Source organism: Sphingobacterium sp. NPDC055346 (assembly GCF_053645235.1).
In genome coordinates this window covers 55,025-77,549 of record NZ_JBSHMI010000002.1, presented here as the reverse complement: position 1 = coordinate 77,549, position 22,525 = coordinate 55,025, and the positions used below count along the sequence as shown (strand labels likewise).

Annotated in this window: 15 protein-coding genes; 7 read left to right on the top strand and 8 right to left on the bottom strand. The window is 41.0% G+C overall.

Annotated features, from left to right (window positions below):
- Positions 1-8: 8 nt before the first annotated feature.
- Together ACWICE_RS04695 and ACWICE_RS04690 are read right to left on the bottom strand one after the other, a co-directional pair.
- The gene (locus ACWICE_RS04695; RefSeq protein WP_454297753.1) at positions 9-1,112 is read right to left on the bottom strand and encodes a ThiF family adenylyltransferase; all 1,104 of its coding nucleotides are present in this window, start codon (positions 1,110-1,112) and stop codon (positions 9-11) included.
- A gap of 5 nt (positions 1,113-1,117) precedes the next feature.
- A complete protein-coding gene (locus tag ACWICE_RS04690; protein WP_185211703.1) occupies positions 1,118-1,930 on the bottom strand; it encodes a hypothetical protein in 813 nt (270 codons plus the stop codon).
- A 749-nt stretch (positions 1,931-2,679) separates the two neighbouring features.
- Here ACWICE_RS04690 and ACWICE_RS04685 point away from each other — a divergent pair.
- From ACWICE_RS04685 to ACWICE_RS04675, 3 genes are all read left to right on the top strand, one after another.
- Entirely contained in the window at positions 2,680-4,182 is a 1,503-nt protein-coding gene (locus ACWICE_RS04685; RefSeq protein WP_454297752.1) for a PAS domain-containing sensor histidine kinase, read from the top strand.
- A 9-nt stretch (positions 4,183-4,191) separates the two neighbouring features.
- Complete coding sequence (locus tag ACWICE_RS04680; RefSeq protein ID WP_454297751.1) at positions 4,192-4,599, top strand: response regulator; 408 nt, start codon at positions 4,192-4,194, stop codon at positions 4,597-4,599.
- 174 nt (positions 4,600-4,773) lie between these two features.
- On the top strand, positions 4,774-5,352 hold the full coding sequence (locus ACWICE_RS04675) for a helix-turn-helix domain-containing protein (RefSeq protein WP_454297750.1): 579 nt from the start codon (positions 4,774-4,776) through the stop codon (positions 5,350-5,352).
- A gap of 52 nt (positions 5,353-5,404) precedes the next feature.
- Here the strand turns inward: ACWICE_RS04675 and ACWICE_RS04670 are convergent, their stop codons facing one another.
- The 6 genes from ACWICE_RS04670 to ACWICE_RS04645 form a co-directional block, all read right to left on the bottom strand.
- Positions 5,405-6,841 carry a c-type cytochrome domain-containing protein gene (locus ACWICE_RS04670; RefSeq protein WP_454297749.1) on the bottom strand — a complete coding sequence of 479 codons (1,437 nt, stop codon included), beginning with the start codon at positions 6,839-6,841 and terminating at the stop codon, positions 5,405-5,407.
- Positions 6,838-7,725: a sugar phosphate isomerase/epimerase family protein gene (locus tag ACWICE_RS04665; protein ID WP_454297748.1), complete on the bottom strand. Its 888-nt coding sequence runs from the start codon at positions 7,723-7,725 to the stop codon at positions 6,838-6,840. Before ACWICE_RS04665 ends, ACWICE_RS04670 begins: the two co-directional genes overlap by 4 nt.
- 7 nt (positions 7,726-7,732) lie before the next feature.
- A complete protein-coding gene (locus tag ACWICE_RS04660; protein ID WP_454297747.1) occupies positions 7,733-9,232 on the bottom strand; it encodes a DUF1501 domain-containing protein in 1,500 nt (499 codons plus the stop codon).
- Positions 9,233-9,236: 4 nt separating this feature from the next.
- The gene (locus ACWICE_RS04655; RefSeq protein ID WP_454297746.1) at positions 9,237-11,993 is read right to left on the bottom strand and encodes a DUF1553 domain-containing protein; all 2,757 of its coding nucleotides are present in this window, start codon (positions 11,991-11,993) and stop codon (positions 9,237-9,239) included.
- A gap of 321 nt (positions 11,994-12,314) precedes the next feature.
- On the bottom strand, positions 12,315-13,106 hold the full coding sequence (locus ACWICE_RS04650) for a class I SAM-dependent methyltransferase (RefSeq protein ID WP_454297745.1): 792 nt from the start codon (positions 13,104-13,106) through the stop codon (positions 12,315-12,317).
- Between the two features lie 92 nt (positions 13,107-13,198).
- Positions 13,199-14,224 (bottom strand): glycosyltransferase family protein, encoded by a 1,026-nt coding sequence (locus tag ACWICE_RS04645; RefSeq protein ID WP_254529156.1) that lies wholly within the window; start codon positions 14,222-14,224, stop codon positions 13,199-13,201.
- Positions 14,225-14,388: 164 nt separating this feature from the next.
- On the opposite strand from ACWICE_RS04645, the gene ACWICE_RS04640 reads away from it, so the two are divergent.
- From ACWICE_RS04640 to ACWICE_RS04625, 4 genes are all read left to right on the top strand, one after another.
- Complete coding sequence (locus ACWICE_RS04640) at positions 14,389-14,712, top strand: DUF6660 family protein (protein WP_185211694.1); 324 nt, start codon at positions 14,389-14,391, stop codon at positions 14,710-14,712.
- 112 nt (positions 14,713-14,824) lie between these two features.
- A complete protein-coding gene (locus ACWICE_RS04635; protein WP_454297744.1) occupies positions 14,825-19,177 on the top strand; it encodes a CusA/CzcA family heavy metal efflux RND transporter in 4,353 nt (1,450 codons plus the stop codon).
- Positions 19,178-19,181: 4 nt separating this feature from the next.
- On the top strand, positions 19,182-20,513 hold the full coding sequence (locus ACWICE_RS04630; RefSeq protein WP_313258458.1) for an efflux RND transporter periplasmic adaptor subunit: 1,332 nt from the start codon (positions 19,182-19,184) through the stop codon (positions 20,511-20,513).
- A gap of 1,412 nt (positions 20,514-21,925) precedes the next feature.
- Complete coding sequence (locus ACWICE_RS04625; RefSeq protein ID WP_454297743.1) at positions 21,926-22,525, top strand: hypothetical protein; 600 nt, start codon at positions 21,926-21,928, stop codon at positions 22,523-22,525.

Here is a 22,525-nt window from a genome sequence, read left to right as displayed (position 1 = left end):
CTGATGTGTTAATTAACAGGGTTTGCACTTAATATTTTCTCCAAATCCACGTAATACCTTCCAGATTTCAGATCTTGACCGAGCAGAAGTTTTCGCGAAGCCCAAGCAGAAATACCACCGCCCAACACGACTTCGGAAGCCAATTGTGGCCAAGATTTCAGGGATTTACCCAGTTCAGGAAGCGATTGTTTCATCCTTTCAGATAGCTCTTTGGCATTGACAATCTTCATCAACAGCCCCATCCGCTCATTCTTGTCCAAAGCTTGGATTTCATCAACCGTTATATCACCAACAAGTCCATGGAATATATTCAGTTCAGGAAATACATCAAATCTTTCTATGTCCAGCATTGCTCGGTCATTGGTTTCCATAATTACCGGAATTCCTAGCTCTTTAGCGCGGATCCTGCTTTCGACCTTCACCTCAAAATTATCACAGACCTCGATCAGCAAGTCCAGTTTTTGACTCCCCAGAAGAAATTCTTGATAATTCTCCTCATGGATCCCTTCGGGATATATCTCCACTTCCAGATAGGGATCGATTTCTGCAATTTCCCTTGCTGCCAGGACAACCTTGGGAATCCCCAAGCTGAACACTGGTGCTCTCAACCTATTCAAATTGCTAAGATCCAGATCGTCAAAATCGGCAAGCTTTAACTTGCCACAACCTCTTTCCATAGCAATGGTAATAGCCACAGATTGACCAACTGAAAGTCCGATAATACCAATTGTCTTATTCGACAGAAGCTCCTGCTCTGCTTTTGATATTTTAAGTTGATTGCGGTTTGTTCTTACTTCGATAAATTCTTCACGTTCCAAAACGTGCACTAAGGTTTTTCTCCACGGATAATAAACCCAGGCACCCAACTCTTCCATAGGTCGTTGATTACTGATTAAACCAACAAATTGCAGAAATTGTTCTTCGTTTGTCGAAAAAGTAGGATTTCGGCAAATAAAAAGATCCCTTAACTGCCGTTCGAATTGATCATGTACAAATACGATTTCCTGTTTATCCAGCAATTCTTGGATGTCCACTGCATCCGCAGGTTTGGATTTGTCAAAAAATATAGGTTTGTATAAATAGTTGTTTTTGGTAGCGTGATTGTCTTGCATAGTTTTTATAGAATTACAATATCGTCGGGACTCTTACCATCATCAATAGACCTTGGTCCATTTGCCATATTGATAATTTTTTGAAGGTCCCAACCTTGCAGGTTATTAAGGCTTAGATCGTAATGGATTTCAATCTCCTTGGATCGGAGGACCTCTATCCGAGGACCTACAGCCATATCCCGCAGGGCAAGAATGGCATTTCGATCTTCTTCGGAGGCTGTAGGAACATTCAGTACATCATCCAAAACCATCGTTGTGGCCAAGAGATCTAATTTCGGGTAATAAAATGTACCGTTATTTCCTACTCCAAATTCTTGTCGATAACCTACTGCTTTTGTAAGATTGATGGTATAGGGTGCACAAAGTGCAAATAAGGTTTTCAGTCCGATCCGAGGTGCGATTGCAATTGCCGCACGGGTAAGGAAAATACTTCCGATTCCATAGCCAGCAATTTCACGGGAGTTCCATAGTCCACAGCCTTCCCCTGTTCCCTCTTGAGCGTATGACCAGACAAGGTCAAATATTTTGGGATCCATCATTCCAGTGGCTTCTTCGATAGGTAGAGGTTGAGTACCACCAGCAACATGTATACGCGCCCCACCATAAACGTTTGCACCATCTAGAGATTCTACAATTAAAACAAAAGATGCGGGATTGAACATCCATTCGTCCTTGGATGAGGTTACTTTTTTAACACCTATAGAGGTTAGCACGTGTTCATGCCCTTTGATAAATCGTAAACATGTTTCAGGGTCATCTATCGCTCTAAACGCCCTTAATCTGACAACAGGTCTACCATTTTTTAAAATTAATGTCACTTTTCTGTCGGCTATATTTAATAAATAAAATAAAATTTATTTTAAAGCTAATATTACCTAATGTTGACTAAATGCCAATCTGCATAATAGTTAATTTCTGGACAATATTGGCTTTATTAAAACCAATTTTGTTAATTGAAAAATTACCTTAATTCTATAGATATCAATTGAACAAAAGATTGCCCACTGATAAACTTGGTTTGGTTTTTCCATGCTTGAACAAACTGAATTAATGAATTTTTGCGTCGCAAAGGTAGCATGATATTGGATTGAAAAAAGACATATTTTAAATTGATTAGTTAATTATATTAAACCTATTTTAATATCTTATATCCAAGAAATATTTTAGCATCCTACTTTCTGCACAATAATCCATTTTGCCATGCACTAATTTCAATCTCTTCCTGGTCTTTCGATTACAGATTTTTAAATAAAAATATTTACAAAACCTCTAATTAAGAACGAATTACCATTATTCAGATTTATTAATTGAATTTATTAATAGTAAGTGTTACAGTACAAATATGCACTTAGGTTAACAGGAGCAAGTTAGCACTTTTTTTAATTTTATTTAATAAATTTTTAACCATCCTGTATCGATTTTAAGAAATTTTCATTAAAATAGGAACAGAAATTTCTTTATCTTTACATCATTTCAAGAATGAATATTCTTGCAGGCCGTAAAGTATTAACAGAAAGCACTATCTATTTATCATTTTCAGCCCTTCAAGCTGACCATTATTTTCAATATGGAACTTCCCTTAGTGTCTGATGAATTAAAGCAATTGAAACAAAAACTGGAAGATTTTGACTCCTTAGTATCCTCTATAGATGATATTATATTTGAAATCAGGGATGATGGTGTCATATTGAACTGTTGGACATCTACCCCGGAACAGCTCTTCTATGAAAAGGAATTTATTGTCAATAAATCCATTGCTGATCTTTTCCCACAAGAATTTTCCGAAACCCTCACATATATCCTGAACAAATCCTTCAAGAGAAGGACTGGCTACGTGTTGAAATACAAATCGCCCTATGATTCGAATCCAGACCAATGGTTTAAGTTGAAGACCAAGATCATCAACAATAAAACTGATCGGTTGACAGTGGTGGTGACCAATATCACCAGAGAACAAAGGCTGGAAGCCGAGATGCAGATCAAGGAGGAGAAATTCAATCGTGCTTTCAAGAATTCTTCTATCGGTATGCTGCTGTTGAACCGTTCGCTGAAGGTCATGGAATACAACCAAGAACTGCAAAGCATATTGGGCTATACCATTGCTGAGGAAATGTTGGAAAAACCCATATCAGAGTTCATCCATGAAGAATCACTCGATTTGGTGACAACAGCCACAAAACAGGTGAAGTCTGGTGAAAAGGAAAAAGCCATTATAGAAGCCCGTTGTATTGCCAAAGAAGATAAATCTTTTTATTGCCTGATCAATATTTCATCTGTTCGCGATATGACTGGAAAATTAGTCTATTTCCTTTGTCAGATCCAAGATCTATCGCTTTTCAAGAACAATGAGAAAAAGCTTAACCAACAGAACGAACTCTTGGAAAAAAGGAACTATGAACTGAAAGTTCGAGTAAATCAATTAGAAGCTTACAATCAGATCCTAACGCACAACCTCAGGACCCCGATCAGTAATATCAACATGATCATCGAGCAATTGAGTCTTGAAACTGATGAACATGAGAAGCAAGTCCTGACCAAATTATTGAAAAAGAGCAATTTCAAATTCCTAAAACTGTTCGATAAACTGATTGAAACAGTGGAAATACAAAATTCTAACGACTCTCTTTTCAAGACCTCGAATATGGACGAAATATATCAAAATTTGACCAATCAGTTTCAGTCCAAAATCGACAGTAAAGAACTTCAGTTGGATTGCCATTTTGAAATAATAGAAATTGCCTTCCCTGCTATCTATATCTACAATATCATGCATTATCTGATTAATGAAAGCCTGAAACTGAATTCGTCCGGAAAGAAAGTTACGATAAAAATTTGGACAGAAAGAAAGGACGATTTTATTGTGATAAAAATTGAAAACGACTGTGAATCACAACGTTGTTTTGGTATTGAAAAAGATCTGGAATCAACAGATGAAGATATTGATGAAAACTCATTATTGGATCTGCATTTAGCTAAACAACAGATCTTAAATTTCGGCGGAAATATCAATATCTCTAGGAATGTTGACTTCGGAAATCAGGTAACCATAAACTTACCCTTAGCAAATTAACGTTTTACCATGAAGGAAACATTGAGGATAACTCTTGTGGATGATGATTCTATTTTCTGTTTTCTATTCAAGAAATTCCTTGAAAAGTACGACAAAAAACAGATTGAATTGAGCATCTTCCCTGATGGATATACGGCAGCTGAGTTTTTTAGAAAGAACAAATCCAACAAAGAAAGTTATCCCCATGTCTTGTTTATAGACATCAATATGCCCTTAATGAATGGCTGGGAATTGATGTCGAGCATACAAGAAGAAAACCTATTCGAAGATCAAGAGGTAAGCATCTTTATTATTAGCTCTTCTATCTGTAAATCAGACCGATATAAAAGCAATAACGGTAATCAATACATTGAGTACCTGACCAAGCCCATTTCCCATCAAACTCTTTTTCAAGTTTTGGATAGCTTACAATCCTAAATAACCCGACAATTTTTAAAGTGCTGAAAAATCAGTATTTGGACGAAAGTACTTTTAAGGAAAGTGTTAATTTTCTACTACTATTTTGTTTCGAACAAAGAAAATAAAATAAAAAAATAACAATTTTACTTAATAAGTTTAACTTTACTTGAATCATTTTAATTAAAACAAACAATGCAAGGCAATACTATTTTCAAAATAAGTAGTAAGATCAAGGAAATCAGAAAAAACAAGGGTATTACGATCCAAGAGCTTGCGAACAAGGCTGGAGTGAGCAAAGGGCTAATTTCCCAGATTGAAAACAATAGGACTATACCTTCACTTCCGGTATTAATCAATATCATCAGCTCTCTTGAAATTGACATGAATCAGTTTTTTGAGGATTTCTCAGGTCCCAAGGAACCAGGTCCAGTCATTGTACTCAAAAAAGAAAACTATTCTTCGTTAATATTGGAGAAAGGATCAGGTTCTCTGTACAAAAGAATTACCGATCAAGATCTAGGAGAAAGCAATATGAGTGTTGTATTGTTAGAATTAGATCCTTATAAAGAAGAATCCATAGTGCAACAGGATGCTTACATTTTTAAGCACATTATCAATGGGAAAGCAGCGATACATTTAAGAAATCAGGTAATAGAACTAGAAACTGGTGATTCCATATTTCTTGATGGAAATATGATTCGTTCCACAAAAAATGAAAATAACGAGAAATGCATTATCTTGATCACCTATTTCTTTCCTAGTAAATCTTAGTCATTAATTTCCATTAAACCCAAAACAGGTATGTCCTATCGTTCTTTTGGGTTTAATATTGTATGGTATCAGACTCAAGAAACGGTAATTCATAGTTACCGGTGTCTAACTTGGAATTCCCATTCCCCTTTAAGTTATCTGCATTTAATTTAACTCCACTTTGGAAGGCATAGATGTCCTTCAGTGACTTGATCGAGCTGAGTTGTTGCACTCCCTTTTCGGTAACCTTTGTTCCTACGATATTGAGATAGGCCAACTGTGGAGCAGACTTCAAGATTTCCATTCCTTTGTCGGTAACTCCGGTATGTTCCAAATGCAGACGGACCAGGTTTGGCAATGAAGTCAAAAGTTTCATGCCTTGATCCGTTACTTTGGTATGCCCAAGTTTCAACTGTACAATATTTTCTTTGATATGCATCAGATCTTCAATATCCTTATCGTTGAGCTCTGGATAATTAATGGCATTGATTGTCACATAGTTGTTTTCCGTAGCTACCGGAAGGACCTTTATCCCTTTAGCCTGCCAAGCCTCCAAACGTTCTTCTGGAAGGTCTGGAGCTTCTGGAAGGTTGGCATACAACATTGGTGATTCAGTGGGTTCAGCCGGACTTTCCAGCTTTTTAAGGATCGCTGCTATTTCCTGCCCTTGATCCACTTGCTTAACCTTTTTATCAAAAGCCAGTCCGCTATCAATCCACCAAGCAATTAGCTTGATCTGATCGTTTGTAATAGGTTTCCTACCTTTTGGTGGCATCCTATCCTCATGGCCTTCTGGTAAGATAAGTCGCCTATAGAGTTCACTTTTATCCTTGTTCCCTGCTTCCAACAATGATCCTGATTCACCGCCTTTCAATAGGCTTTCCTTGTTATGTAAGGAGAATTCACCTTCCTGTTTCTTTTCACCATGGCAACTCTGACACCTAGCCTTTAGTATAGGTTGGATGACCTGTCCATAGACTTCAGCTTCCTGAACGTTCTCCAGTACCATAATCTCTTCCTCCTTGTCCTCGATGCCCAATGCGGCTTTTATATCCGAAGGAATTGCATCCTTGATATAACCTTTACCATGGGTTAATGTCCCACCAAAATGACCTGTAAATCCCAATAGAACGACCATCAACAACAGGATCACAAAACGTTGAGCCTTCAACTTTCCCAGAATCCCCTGCGTTGTATTTCCGTCACGGTAGAGCCAATAGCTCAGCAAAGACAATAGGGCAACTAAGATTCCCAGCCATTGGTGGAAATCTAGGACATCATCCTCATAGCCTCCATCCTTGGACAGCAAGAACCCCGTTACCGCAGCCAATACAGCAGCAAAAGCCCCCAACAATAGCGAAAACCTAATCGCTGAACCATATTCAAGAGTTTTCTTGATCTTTTCGAAAGCCGCCATAGCAAAGGCTAACACAAGCATTCCGATTGGCAGATGGACTAGGATTGGGTGGAAACGACCGAAAAAGGAGGCCAATTCTTCTAGAAACTTCATAAGGAGCTATATCTTTTCTTCAGGAGATCCAACATAAATTTATTTACAGACCATTGATCGGCAACAGGCTGCTGAGTATAAGGCAAGGTGGGCATATAACCCGATGGACCATATTCCATGCACATGGTCAGCGTAGACTTACCTTGCTTTTTATGCCGATCAACGATGGCATCCCACCATGCCAAGTGTTGGTCCAGGGCAGCTTTCCATTCAGGGGCTGCCGGATCGTTCACCTGAGCGCCCTGCTGATGCCCAACGCGCGTATGGATATGTCCGGTTCTCGAAAGGGCAAGATCCACTGCCTCTTTTTGGTCCGAAAGCAAGGATTCATGGACGACACACCAATGGGAGATATCCAAGGCTAGGGTCAATTCAGGTATCTTTTCAAGATATTCTTTGGTAATATTAGCTGCAAAACTGAACCGTCCACGATGCGTCTCATGGTAAATCGGTATTCCTGATTGCTTGCTCATCCCATAGGCAAGCAAGATCAACCTCTTGTTTTCCTCAAAACTGTAATACTCCTTTCCTGTATGGCAATTGATATAATCCGGCTTTAGTTTAATGGCTTCCTTGAGGTTATTCTCAAAACTGCCCATATAGGCTGTAAAATCACTTCCACCTCCACCAGCGAGCAGCCCCAAGGAAAGTCCATTTTCCTTCAGCGCTTTTAGCATAGCAGTCCTTTCAGCCTGCCCACTTGGCAACCAAGTCTCCACGCCATCATATCCAGCCGCCTTCACTTTCTTACAGAAGTCGGCCCAGCTATCAGTCATGCCCCAGTTTGTACAATAATATTTGATGGTCAGTCCCTTTTCCGTCTGTGCAAACAGAAAATTCATTTGACAGACCAAAATGATCAATAGCCTAAAAAGGTTCTTCATATATTGTTTAGATAATATCTTTGATTACGGTCCCTTCCACATCGGTCAGCCTAAACGGCCGTCCTTGGAATTCATAGGTAAACTTTTCATGGTCAAACCCTAGCAAATGCAGCATGGTCGCATGTACATCATGTACTGAAGATCTTCCACTAATTCCCGTAAACCCAATTTCATCCGTTTCACCATAGCTGACCCCATTTCGGATACCACCACCGGCCATCCAGATGGTATAAGCATCGGTATGGTGGTCACGTCCAAGGAAAGGCATATCGTTGTTGTCACGGTTTTCCTGCATCGGGGTCCTTCCGAACTCACCACCCCAAACTACCAAGGTCTCTTCCAGCAAACCACGTTGCTTGAGGTCCATGATGAGTGCAGTCATCGGGCGGTCAATCTCGCGGCATTTGTTGCGAAAGCCGAGGTCAATGGAATCAGAAGGATTGGTACCATGGCTATCCCAGCCCCAATCGAAGAGCTGAACGAACCTAACCCCCTTCTCCACGAGCTTACGTGCCAGCAGACAGTTATTCGCAAAAGACTCCTGCCCTGGTTTAGTGCCATAGAGTTCCTGTATATATTCCGGTTCATTGTTGATGTCCATCACCTCAGGTACTGCTACCTGCATTTTATAGGCCATCTCATATTGTGCTATCCTGGACAGGGTCTCAGGATCTTTGAACGTTTCGAACTCCTCCTTGTTCACCTGATTGATGGCATCTATGGCGTTCCGCTTGAGGTCGCGGTCCATCCCTTCCGGATCGGCAATATAGAGCACCGGGTCACCTTTAGACCTACACTGCACCCCTTGGTACACTGAAGGCAGGAAGCCACTGCCCCAAACACTTTTCCCCGCATCTGGAGTCTTACCCCCAGAAGTCAGCACTACAAATCCCGGCAAATTGCTGTTCTCCGAACCCAGGCCATAGGTTACCCAAGAGCCGATGCTAGGACGTCCTAATCGGGCACTTCCGGTATGCATGAACAATTGTGCCGGACCGTGATTAAACTGGTCGGTATGTACAGCCTTCAGGAAACTCACCTCATCGACCACCTTGCTAAAGTGTGGGAGATGATCCGAAACCCAAGCTCCGCTCTGTCCATATTGCTTAAAAGTTGCCTGCGGCCCCAACATTTTGGGAACACCACGGATAAAAGCGAAGGTCTTGCCCGCTAACAAAGATTCTGGGCAAGGTTGGTTATGAAGTTTCTGCAAAGCAGGTTTATAGTCAAAAAGTTCCAATTGGGACGGCGCTCCGGCCATATGAAGATAGATTACATTCTTAGCCTTTCCGGCAAAGTGAGGAGCCCTGGGCAGCAAAGGATTCAAGGAATTGAGGTCAATGCCTTCAGCATTTGCAGAATTTCCAGAACGCATACAACTTGCCATCATTCCCCCAAGGGCGATGCTTCCAATCCCAGCAACACATTTCTTAAGGAAATGTCGTCTAGTCTCTGCCTGCAACTGCCTATGGTAGGCCTCTTTCATTAGCTTATTAAAGTCTTTCATATCCTTAAGATTTAGTCAAAAATTCATCTAGGTTCAACAGAGCGTTCGCTACCAAGGTATATGCAGCATCACTGATCAGCTCTTTACTGTTAGGCGAAACATGGTCCTTGCCCATGAACTTTTCCGCCTCAGCTGGTCGCTTTTCAAAATTATCATAGGCTTGCGCATAGAGTTTCTCTAGTGCCGCCAATTTATCGGCGGAGAGATCCCTGAACATCGTATGCCGGTATCCAGCCGCTATCCCTGATTTCAGGTCACCATTAGATTCTTTTTTCATAATTGCGGCGAGGTTCTTCGCTGCCTCTATATAAACAGGGTCGTTCAATGTCGTCAATGCTTGGAGCGGAGTATTCGTCCTGATTCTGTCCACGAGACAGACTTCCCTACTCGATGCATCAAAGGAAATAAAGGAAGGATAAGGACTGGTCCGTTTCAGGAAGGTATAGATTCCTCTTCTGAATTGGTCTTCACCCTCACTTTTCTTCCAGGCTTCGCCACTGTACACCGACATCCAAACTCCATCTGGTTGATGCGGCATCACGCTTGGTCCAAACATCTTGCCACTCAGCAACCCACTTACCGTCAGCGCTTGGTCGCGGATCTGTTCTGCAGAAAGTCTAAAACGTGGACCTCTTGCCAAGTAATAGTTCTCCGGATCCTTTTTGGCATCCTTGCTATCCAGGCTGGATGACTGTCTATAGGTTGAGGAAAGAACGATATCCTTGACCAAGGACTTCATGCTCCATTCCTTTTCATGCATCAGATCCAAAGCAAGGTAATCCAGCAATTCCCTATGGATCGGTGGATTGCTCTGGGTTCCCATATCCCCCAATGGTTCTACCAACCCTCTACCGAATAGCTGCGCCCATACCCGGTTTACCAGCGTTCTTGCCGTCAGCGGATTATCTTTGGCAACCAACCACTGTGCAAAGCCCAATCGGTTGTTGGGAGCTCCTTTCGGAAATGGGTTCAATGCTTCCGGTACTTTGGGCTCCACCACATCCCCCGGCGCCAAACGGTTTCCACGTTCAAATATCTTGGTGGTCCTTTTCATGTCCTCAGGGTTCTCGATCATGATCGGAACACTGGAAGGATTAGTATTGACCAATTGCAATATACTTTTTTGGATATGCTCCGCACCAGGCGCCTTCATGTCAGGAAATGGCTCCCGAAATGCCAACCATTCCACCATGCACACCGGTTCATCCTTCCCCAATTTGGGATTGGTAAATACCAGGTAAAGATCATGTCGGCCTTGGGTAGCAGCTATCGGAGCCTGTATCACCTGTCTTCCCTGTGTACTTAGAAGCTCAATACTGGCGATGGATTCCCCAGCTAAACTGTCCTTACGGATTTCCAGCTTTCCACCAGTATTTCCAGTCCAATAGTTCAGGTAGATCAACTTCTTTCCATCCAGTTGGATGTTCCTCATTCTGGCATTTCCACCACTACGCACCCCTAACCATTTAGTATCGTATAGAGCGGCATTGTTCAGTTGATCTGTATAATGAGCATGTATCTTAGGTTCCAGGCTTTTTAAGAAAAGATCTGTCGAATGCAGCAGCTTCTCATTGCCATATTGAGTCAACCAAGTCTTGATGCTATCTATTTTATGTTGCTCCTGTTCGCCATAAAAACGCAGTCTCGGATGATCCCCTTCGGTATCTTCATCTCGTGTATTGTTAAAAAAGGCGACGGATTTATAATATTCCTCAAATTTGAAGGGATCATAGGTATGGCTATGGCATTGCACGCATTCAAAGGTCGTACTCAACCAAACCTGATAGGTTGTATTTACACGGTCCAGGACCGCAGCAACCCTAAACTCCTCACTGTCTGTACCACCCTCATCATTATTCATGGTATTCCTGTGGAATGCCGTAGCAATCAGTTGGTCCTTGCTAGGTTCAGGCAACAGGTCTCCGGCAAGCTGTTCTATACTGAACTGATCATAGGGCATGTCCTTGTTGAAGGCTCGGATCACCCAGTCCCTATACTCCCAGATCTGCCTGGACATATCCTTTTCATAGCCTTTGGTATCAGCATATCTGGCCATATCGAGCCACCAGGAAGCCCATTTCTCACCATACTGCTGCGAATTGAGCAAGCTATCCACCCTTATTTCGTAGGCGTCGTCGCGATTGTCATTTTTAAAGGCTTCTACCTCCTCAAGGCTTGGCGGAACACCGACCAGGTCCAGATAAACCCTTCTCAAAAGAGTTTCTCGGGTAGCTTCTTCCGAAGAAGAAAGTCCCTGATCATCCAATTTATCTTTAATGAAATAGTCTATGTTATTGTTAATCCCTTTTGGCTTGAAACCAAAAAGGGAGGCGAATGAAAAGGATTTAGGAACCTCCACTTCTTCAGGCAGCTCATATGCCCAATGCTTGCCCCATTTAGCCCCTTGGTCTATCCATTTACGCAGGATATCGATTTCACTGTCATCCAATTTTGCGGCATTGTAGGGCATGCGCAATTCAGGATCCTCTTCGGTCAGGCGTTTGATCATGTTACTGTGCTCGGCATCACCGCGGATGATTGCGGGCTCACCTGACTTCGCATTGGCAAAGGCTTCCTCTTCGAAAAGAAAACTCAGGTCGCCATTTTTTTTCACCCCACCATGGCATGAAATACAATGCTTGTTCAGGATGGGCTTAACATCTTTGCTGAAATCCACTTCTTCACTGTTATGTACAGTAAAAAAACCGACGGTCAGCACCAGAACAGCCAAAGCAGAAAAAACCAATATCTTTCTTCTCATTGCAGGTTTATATTACGCTTAGTTATAGGTTTATTGCGTTCGTACATAGCCCTAAAGCAGGATTATGTATCCATACGTAAAATTAGCATAGAATGTATACACAATCTTACTCAAGATTGATGGATACTAAGCTTTTTTTAACTCGGTATTTATATTTTATAAAAAAATACAAATACCTATGTATGGTTAGGTTTATAAATAATACACGTTGAATAAGTTATTTATCTAATAAATCTACTAAAAAAAATGTTACTGGAATTGTATAAATTTTGAGACTAAAAAGTCTAAAGGAATCTTTAGACTTGAAATATATGTATAGACTTACTCTATCTTTTGCCCTCGCACCTCTTTCAGCATCATTTGCATCGCTTGGGCATCCCTGCTGATCCAATTTTGATAGTCCAAAATTGCTTTCTGTCTTAATTCTTCCGTAACATACTGTTCTTCAACAAGCTGCTTTGAACTGGCTACTTTGATCCAGATGCCCAATTTATCTTCAAAATCATTCTGATCTTTCATATAGGTCTCATTGGACTCCCGGACCTCAATGTTCCTTAATCCATTCTCATTGAAAATTATGGGCAAGCATTCCGCCATGCGGTTATTCATTCCATTATCTGATCTCCACTTCAACCATGAACTGTAATAGTTGGCCATGCTTTCCGGGATTTTAGGGTTCCACTCAATGTCTTCATGGATATAGTCCAAAACAGAAAGTATCCCATTAGGTTTCAGGAATGTTATCATTTTTCTAATGGCTTCATTTGGTTTGGATAACCATTGTAATGTCCTGGCAGAAACTACCAAATCAAATTTTTCTGTATTTGAATAATCAAAAATATCGGCATGTACTAATTCAAGGTTGTCCAGCTCTGCATAATTCCGCTTCCCAGAATCAATAAAATCACGGGTATTGTCTATACCGATCACTTTTCCTGTGGGTCCTACCAGTTCTGCGATGCCCTTACTAATCGCTCCTGTACCGCAGCCTACATCCAAAACCGACATTCCGGGCTTTATTATTCCTACAATGCTGTGGTAATCTTTTTGTACGGTCCGGCTATCAAAAATCTTATCTGCTGCTTGCTCTGAACGATCGACGAATTTCTGCATAATTTCATTTAATTTAGGCTCTGTAAATTATGAATTATCCAGATTATTATGGGATAATTTTATTGAAAAAATAAAGGTTGAAAATTCACAGGCTACATCAAGGACTTGTTAAAATACTCTATACCTGTTGCATTATACAATCTCTTGTAAAGCAGGGCATGCTTCACTAATTTCGCATGGTCTGAAAACCTTTTCCATTTCTTGAACTTATTTTTCCAAGTAAAATTCTGCTGCATATTGAGTAACTCCACAGCCATGTTCTGTGAATTAAGGTTCTCAACAGCAATGTTTCGCAATTCTTGACCATGCTGCGGATTATATTTCTCCAGTTCCCGGATCAGGTCCTTCTCTGTATATTTTCTATTTAAATAGCGACCGGAGCAATTATTCTTCACATATTTCCAGAAATTTCTAGGTCTAAGGTATCCATCGGCCTTATTTCCATTATATCCCCGATTGTCATAGATTAAACAGGGCCTTCCACAAGCCATGGCGTCATAGATGGATCTTCCCACCCCCACAACCAAGTCCGCCTTATTGATCTGTTTCTCTATATTGAGAGTTGGGTTAACATGTTTATTAAAAGACTTGAATTCCAAACCTTTATCCTCACAAACCTTTTGCAATAGTTTATTAGCTTTCTCACTTTGACATAAAGAGAGAACACTTTCCAATTCATCATTGGGAGCCACTATGGACTTTTTCTTGTTGACATCGATGCCATTAAGAATGATGGAATTAGGATATCCTAATTCTACTAAATGATCTGAAACTTCCTCAGATATCCCTACATGATAATCTGCCAATGGCGATGGCTGTTCCAGATCAGGAATGATGCCATGGCAGACTTGAAGAATGGGCGCTTGACCATAAAGCTCTTTCACGGTGGTATTATGGTTAGCAATGACCAAATCATACTTTTTCTTGGACATAAAGGAAACCTGAAGTTCCTCTTCAATTTTTTGAGAGACCGCTCCTTTATCGAAAGTGAAATACTCCACTTCTATACCTTCCATATTTTTTAGGGCCTTGATCAAATCGTAAGTATACGCTTCGGATCCCCCAATATGATCCAAATGATGTGTTCCAATTAAGATTTTTTGGGGAATATTTCCCATAGTGATGTATTTATTAATAGATAGCCAAAAAAGGCGGTAGATTAATTAAAAAACGAGATTGCTCGGGATTCGATACTCATTAATCGCAACTTTCTTGTTACATTAAGCCTTATTTATTGATTATCACTAATTTCCCAATCATTAGATTCTATATATTTGCAGTAATGAGATTCGCTTCTATCATATTAATGGTTTATGTCATGGTCCTTACCTTGATACCATGCAGTGATCGCATGACGGAATCTCATGCCCATCTCCATAGCTCAACTGAAAAATCAACCCATCAGGAACAACATGACTGCTCCAAAGACAGCTGTACACCTTTCTGTACCTGTTCATGCTGCGGAATTTCCTTAACGGTTGCGAGTTTTCATATGTTAAAGCTGGAAAAACCAATTGAATCCTATTCCAACATAGATTTAACAGAAAAAGAATACCCTCTAGTCAGCAATGACCAGGAAAACATTTGGCAACCCCCTCAGGTTTAATATTCAATCTTTATGTTATTTCAGAATTATTGATTCTGGAAGAAAACCTATTGGATAGAGCAAGTTATGCCTATATCTAAAAACGTAAAATGTTGAATTTAAAGCCATTCATGTGCTAGATCAAATCATAAAATTTAGTATCAAGAATAAGATCATTATTGGTATAATGACCTTGGTCTTGATAGTTTGGGGAGTATGGTCAGCTACCAAATTACCCATTGATGCCGTTCCTGACATCACTAACAATCAGGTTCAGATATTCACCAGTACGCCAACACTTGCAGGTCAGGAAGTTGAACGACTTGTTACTTTCCCAATCGAGCAGAGCATTGCCAATATTCCAGATATTGAGGAAATCCGATCTATTTCTCGGTTTGGCCTTTCTGTCATTACTGTAGTCTTTAAAGAGGATGTAGACATCTATTTCGCGCGGCAACTGATTAATCAAAGGCTCATCGAAGCCACCGAAGACATACCCAAAAACATAGGTAATCCGGAAATGGCCCCAGTCTCCACCGGACTAGGTGAAGTCTACCAGTACATTATTCACCCGAAAAAAGGAAGTGAAAGCAAATACAGCTCCATGGATTTGCGGGAGATGCAGGATTGGATAGTAGCCCGTCAACTTTATGGTACTCCTGGAGTGGCCGAAGTAAACAGCTTTGGCGGTCAACTGAAACAGTATGAAGTAGCCGTTCACCCCGATCAATTGCGCGCCATGGGTGTCAGCATCCCTGATATTTTCGATGCTCTTGAAAAAAACAACCAAAATACGGGTGGCGCATATATAGACAAAAAACCCAACGCTTATTTTATCAGAGGAATTGGATTAGTAAGTTCTTTGGAAGATGTCGGTAACATCGCTGTAAAAACAGATGGTATTGTACCTATCTTCATCAAGGATGTAGCAGATGTAAGACTAGGATCAGCGGTTCGTTACGGAGCATTGACTTACAATGGAGAGGTTGATGCAGTGGGCGGTGTGGTGATGATGCTGAAAGGCGAGAACAGTAATGACGTCGTCAACCGTATCAAGGAAAAGTTACCTACCATCCAGAATTCATTACCTGAGGATATAGTAATAGAACCATATTTAGATCGAACCGACCTTATTGGCAGAGCCATTGGAACCGTAGAGCAAAATCTGATCGAAGGTGCCTTAATTGTTATTTTTGTCTTGGTCCTCTTTTTAGGTAATCTCCGGGCGGGATTGATAGTCGCCTCGGCCATTCCTCTCTCCTTGTTATTCGCCTTGGGGATGATGAACGTGTTTGGGGTCAGTGCAAACTTAATGAGTTTAGGGGCGATTGACTTCGGTCTTATCGTAGACGGGGCAGTCATTGTGGTGGAGGCAACTTTGCACCATTTAGGCTTAAGGAAATCAACCCACAGACTTAGTCAAAAGGAAATGGACCAGGAGGTTTTCGATTCAGCCTCCAAGATCAGGACCCAAGCCGCTTTTGGGGAAATCATTATCCTTATTGTATATATTCCAATCTTAACATTAGTGGGCGTAGAAGGGAAAATGTTTTCACCGATGGCGAAAACGGTTGGTTTTGCCATATTCGGTGCTTTAATCCTCTCCCTAACCTATATCCCAATGATGTGTGCCCTTTTCCTTCCAAGGAAAGGTCATGACAAAAAGACTTTCAGCGATAAATTCATTGAAAAATTACATCAGCTATATGCGCCTTTATTGGATAAAGCGATACGCGTAAAATATATCATTGTATCCATTGCGGTCGCCATATTCCTGTTTACCATCTTTGTTTTCAACAGAATGGGTGGAGAATTTATTCCACAGCTCCAGGAAGGAGATTATGCCTTTCACTGTATCCTCCCACCCGGCACCTCATTGAGTCAAAGTATAGAAACCTCCATGCAAGCATCTAGGATTATCAAGGAGTTTGAAGAGGTAAAAATGGTGGTGGGAAAGACCGGTGCTGCCGAAGTGCCCACTGACCCTATGCCTCCAGAGGCCACCGATATCATGGTGATATTAAATCCACAAAATGAATGGAAATCAGGAAGGACCTACGAAGAACTCGGCAATGCCATTATGGAAAAGCTACAGGTCATTCCAGGGGTTTTCTTTGAAAAGAACCAACCTATCCAAATGCGCTTCAATGAATTGATGACGGGTATCCGTCAGGATGTAGCCGTGAAAATCTTTGGTGAGAACCTAGATACCTTGCTTAACTATGCTAACACGGTAAATGCAATAATCCAAACCGTTCCCGGAACAACAGCACCACAGGTGGAACAAGTGACCGGACTTCCTCAAATCAATATTCAATACGACCGGGTGAGAATGGCCAATTATGGTTTGACCGTTGAAGATGTCAATGATGTGGTCAGTACCGCATTCGCAGGAAAAAGCAGTGGAATGGTATATGAAAATGAACGGAGATTTGACTTGGTGGTCCGTCTGCATGACGAACATAGGAACAATATAGAAGATGTGAGCCAACTCTTGATCCCAACACAAAACCATCAACAGATCCCACTTTCCCAAGTCGCTAAGATTGATTTTACCGTCGGACCCGCTCAGATCAGTCGTGAAGAAGGTAAAAGAAGGATTGTTATAGGTTTCAACGTTGCTGGAAGAGATGTTCAATCTGTCGTCGAAGAAATACAAGATAAGTTAGGTACCCAGGTCAAGCTGCCATCGGGTTATTATTTTACGTATGGAGGCCAATTTGAAAACCTTCAACAGGCCAGTTCCAGACTGATGATTGCGGTACCTATTTCCCTTTTCTTGATCTTCCTGTTGCTATACTTCACATTCCATTCCTTCAAGCAGGCAACATTGATATTTACAGCCATTCCTATGAGTGCCATCGGTGGGGTGTTTGCCCTGCTGATCCGGGATATGCCATTTAGTATCAGTGCTGGAGTTGGTTTTATCGCCCTTTTCGGTGTCGCCGTACTGAATGGCATTGTATTGATAGGAAAGTTTAATCAGCTTGAAAAAGAAGGAATGACCGACATCGTACAGCGTGTAAAGGTAGGGACTGAAATCAGGTTACGACCTGTATTGATGACGGCTACTGTGGCCTCTTTGGGATTTTTGCCAATGGCCATAAGTACTAGTGCCGGTGCAGAAGTTCAGAAACCCCTAGCCACGGTGGTTATCGGTGGATTAGTCACTGCAACGATCCTGACACTCTTTGTCCTTCCTTTGTTATATATTATTTTCAATTCTAAAATCAAGGTAAAACCTACGGATATGAAAACGACGATTAGCATATTTATCCTTGGCTTTTTAGGTCTATCGACTACAAATGCCCAGCAAAAGGTCAATATGGATCAGGCTATTCAAATTGCTGTGGACAACAATAAAGGATTAAAGGCTAACGACCTTGAAATCCGAGCTGCAGAGAGCCTCCTCAGAACAAGTGGAGAACTCCCTAAAACAGACCTGAATTTTCAATATGGCCAAAACGATGGCTTTGAACAGAACGATGCCATTTCCATCTCCCAGACCATCCCCTTCCCTACACTTTTTAAATCTAGGAAAGCTTTGATAACCGAGCAGGTGAAGGCCAAACAGGTAGAAAAATCTGTAGGAATAAACCAATTAAAACAACAGGTCCGTACCTACTTTTTGCAGATAGCTTACCTAGAGAACAATGAAAGGGAACTTAAATCATTGGATAGTATCTATAGGGATTTTATTCGGATTGCAGAAGTGCGATATAATGCTGGTGACACCAAAAAGGTGGATATCAATACTGCACAGGCTAAACAAGGGGAAATCAACTTGTTATATAAGCAAAATGAAACCTTGATGAAAAACGCCTATAATAGTCTAAAGAATCTGATGCAGGTTTCAGAGGATTTCGAAGTTGAAACGGATGAAATATTTGAACCTATCCGACTTTCAGAGATAACCGATACGTCAAAAATAGCCGATCATCCACAAATCCAGGCACTTTACCAACAGGCACGGATAGCGGAATCAAGTAAACAGGTGGAGAAGTCCTCAGGATTGCCCGATTTTAATATTGGATATACCAATGCCTCTTTAATGGGCATGCATGAAAGGAATGGGATTGAAAAGTATTATGGCCGTGGCCAAAGGTTCAATTCTTTTGATGTAGGCATTGCCATCCCTTTAACCTACGGAACCACAAAGGCCAAGATCAGGTCCCTAGACTTTGAAAAACAGGCCGCAGAGATGGCCGCAGAATGGGAAAAGCAAAAACTCCAGAACGAATACAGCAACCTGATGAATCAATATGAACAGAACCTAGCTCAGTTCAATTATTTCAAGGACAATGCCTTGCCAAATGCAAGAGAGATCATCAATGCCGCAAAACTAGGTTATTCAGCAGGAGATATTTCCTATGTAGAATATCTTTTTGCCCTTCAGACCACGACAGATATCTATTTGAATTATTTAAAAAGCATTCAAAGTGTCAATGAATCTGTCATTTCAATTTATTCAATTATCAATCAATAGGCTTATGCAATCCATCAATAAAACAAAACAACTATTACTCTGCTTAGGCTTTGCATGCCTTTTGGCTTCCTGTAATAGCAGTTCTACTAAATCAGAAAAAGCTGCGGAGACTGAAGAAGGCCATGAACATGAACATGGCGCTACGGAAAAAACAACCATCACTTCCCTAACAGAGGAACAGATTAAGGAGGTGGGCATTCAATTTGGACAGATCGAACAGAAAAATCTGACGGCCAGGATCACTGCCAACGGGGTATTAAATGTACCCAATAACAACCGTTCCAACGTCACCCCTTTATACGGAGGCGTAATTCAATCCCTGAATGTTCAATTAGGAGATCATGTCAGGAAGGGACAAACGATAGCGACCATTATCAATCCGCAGTTCATCCAACTTCAAGAAGACTATCTCAATGCCAACAATGAAATCCAAGCTGCTGAACAGGAGCTTCAACGTCAGCAAGAACTAAATGCCGGCAATGCAGGGGTAAAAAGAAACCTTCAAAATGCAGTGAGCAACCTGAATATATTAAGGACTAAAAAAGCCTCTTCCGCCAAACAACTCCAACTCTTGGGGATAAACCCCAATGCCATCTCAACTTCTAATCTGAGGTCCGCATTAACTATCACAAGCCCAATCAATGGAGTGGTATCCAATATTTTTGCTAAACTGGGCAGCTATGTAGATGTCTCCTCTCCTATAGTAGAAGTAGTTGACAATAGCATGATCCACCTAGACCTGCAGGTCTTTGAAAGGGATTTGCCTAAGCTAAAGGTAGGCCAGGAAATCAGTTTTACCACGACCAACAATCCGAGTAAAAACTATACCGCAAGGATATCGCAAATTGGGGCTTCATTTGAAAATGAAAGCAAGACCATCGCCATCCATAGTATGGTCATTGGAGACAAATCTGGTCTGATTGACGGCATGAATACCTCGGGTTCCATAAGTGTGGAAGATGTCACAACAGCGGCAGTGCCTGACGAGGCTATAGTAGAATCAGAGGGAAAAACCTTCATTTTTATCGAAACCGATAAAAAACCGGAAGCAGAACATGAAGACCATGAACATGCTGCTGGCGAGGAACATGACCACGCAGGCGAACATGAACACCCCGAAGAGCCACATGTTCATAAGGAAGGTGAAGAACATAATCATACTGAAACCTCCAAACCTTTTAATTTTGAAAAAATAGAAGTTGTTAGAGGCGTTTCCAGTATGGGCTATACCGCTATTACCCCAATTATTGAAATACCAGCTAACAGCAGGATCGTAATAAAGAATGCTTTCTTTATCAATGCCAAAATGGTAGGTACAGTTGGGCATAGCCATTAAGGCACTCTCATATTACCCCAATAAAGAAAAGGGTTTTGGAAGTAATTTTCAAAACCTTTTTCTTTATTTTATAACCTAATTAACTGCCTGATTAAATAGGGCAAAATCTTTATTAAAATTTTAAAATAAGCAATCTGCTCCATAGCAGTTGGAATTGGACCTCACTTTGGTTTCATTCGAGACATATTTCGAATTTTCCGAATATGCCTCGAACAAGAGCAAAAGTATACCCGAAGCTCGTTCTCGATTTCGAGAATTTTCAGTTTTCACAAAATTTAAAAGAAGTTGATGAGAAGGGCCGTTAATCGCAAAAATTCCTTTTTTTTCGGTGTCCAACTGAGAAATAAAAATTTACGCAAAATTTATCGGAAGGTTATGACAGCAGGTTGGCAATGAAAATCAATTAGCTCTTTTATTTTTTTAATTATAGAACCCCTTTTGGGGTTCCATTATTTTAGCTGCCATGGCACGTTAGCCTGGAAGTCGCGCAAAAACGATGTTCGATTAATCGAACATCGTTTTTGCATTAACCCTATATTGTTTACCATCCATGCTAAAATAATTCTGCCCTTCTAGGGCAGTTTGTCGCAAAAAAGAGATTTTTCTGGAAAACAAATATGTCCCTGAATGGCTAGAAAACACATTTCTATTAAACTTGTCATTGGTACAAAGGAAGGATCTTGGAACCATACAAACCTTAATTGCACTGGTTCACAGTTCCTTAACCTTCGGTTTTCCCCTTCCTGTCATCCTGACAAAGGAAGGATCTCGAAACTATACAAACCTTAATTACAATGGCGTACAGTTCCTGCACCTTCGGTGCAGCATGACAGGGTCGCAGAGAGGAAAACCATACAGATTCTTCACTGATCGTTCAGAATCAAAATGCACATTAGAGGGATCCAGAGTGAAGCGAAGAATCTATTTGTTAGTGTTTTTTAGGATCGTTGTCAACCCGAAATCGTAAGATGAGGGAACTATTTTTCTTGATTTGATTGATACGGGGATTTTCAGAAAAACATTTCAGCCACGCTGTATGTTGGCCGTTATTAGCCATCATTAATCTACAAAGATTCCACCCCCGATGGGGGTTCAGTGATTGATATAATTTATTTTGAATGCTTGCATTTTTCCGAGATGTTTCGTTGACAAAAAAAACATAATTACATGCCCCTACGGAGCCATTAACCGCAAAAATTCTTTTTATTTCCGGTGTCATCCTGACGCAGGAAGGATCTCGGAACCAGACAAACCTTAATTGAACTGATCCAAAACCCCTTAACCTTCGGTAAAGCATGACAATGCCTATTGTAGGTGAACTGTACCGATTCTTCACTGATCGCCCAAAATTAAGGTAGCTTAAAGAGCCAACTATTATTCATGTAACTTGTTAATAAAGAAAGATCAATGCGATGAAACATTTTATTCCGGCCCAGCATAAAGGCAAAGACATGGATATCTCCGATTCCATAGAATTTGAGAATGAAATCCAGGCAAAGAATTTTTACTTAGAAGCGAAGAACAGGCTATTGGAGATCAACAATTGGGATCAAGTGGCGAAGGTTCCAGTTTCGACCTTTGAGCATTTGGATGCCTTTGGAAAGCATTCGGAGGAAAAGCCACAAGAAGGGGATTTTGTGAAAATTGACATCCCAGGACCTGGATTATGGACTGCCTCTGGGTATGATTACGTACAGATAGAACAGATCAATGAATCATCAGACAGCTCCCATGATCTCATTACACTAACCTTAAGGCCGAGCGCTATGCCACATCAGGAAGATGACCACGAAACCAAGCATTTCTTCAAAAACATGGCAACTTCTAGTTTTCAGGTCAAAAGGGATGGAAAGACCGTGGAAGCATCCTATTTTGGTCGAAATGAAATGATGAACTTGGATCTCGACTCGCTATTGGACCGATTAAGGAATTTATTCGTTGCCCTAGGAGCCAAGTTAGGTGCCTCCTATCCGCAATGGAAATCCCTGGTCGAAGGTATCCTACAAAAGTAA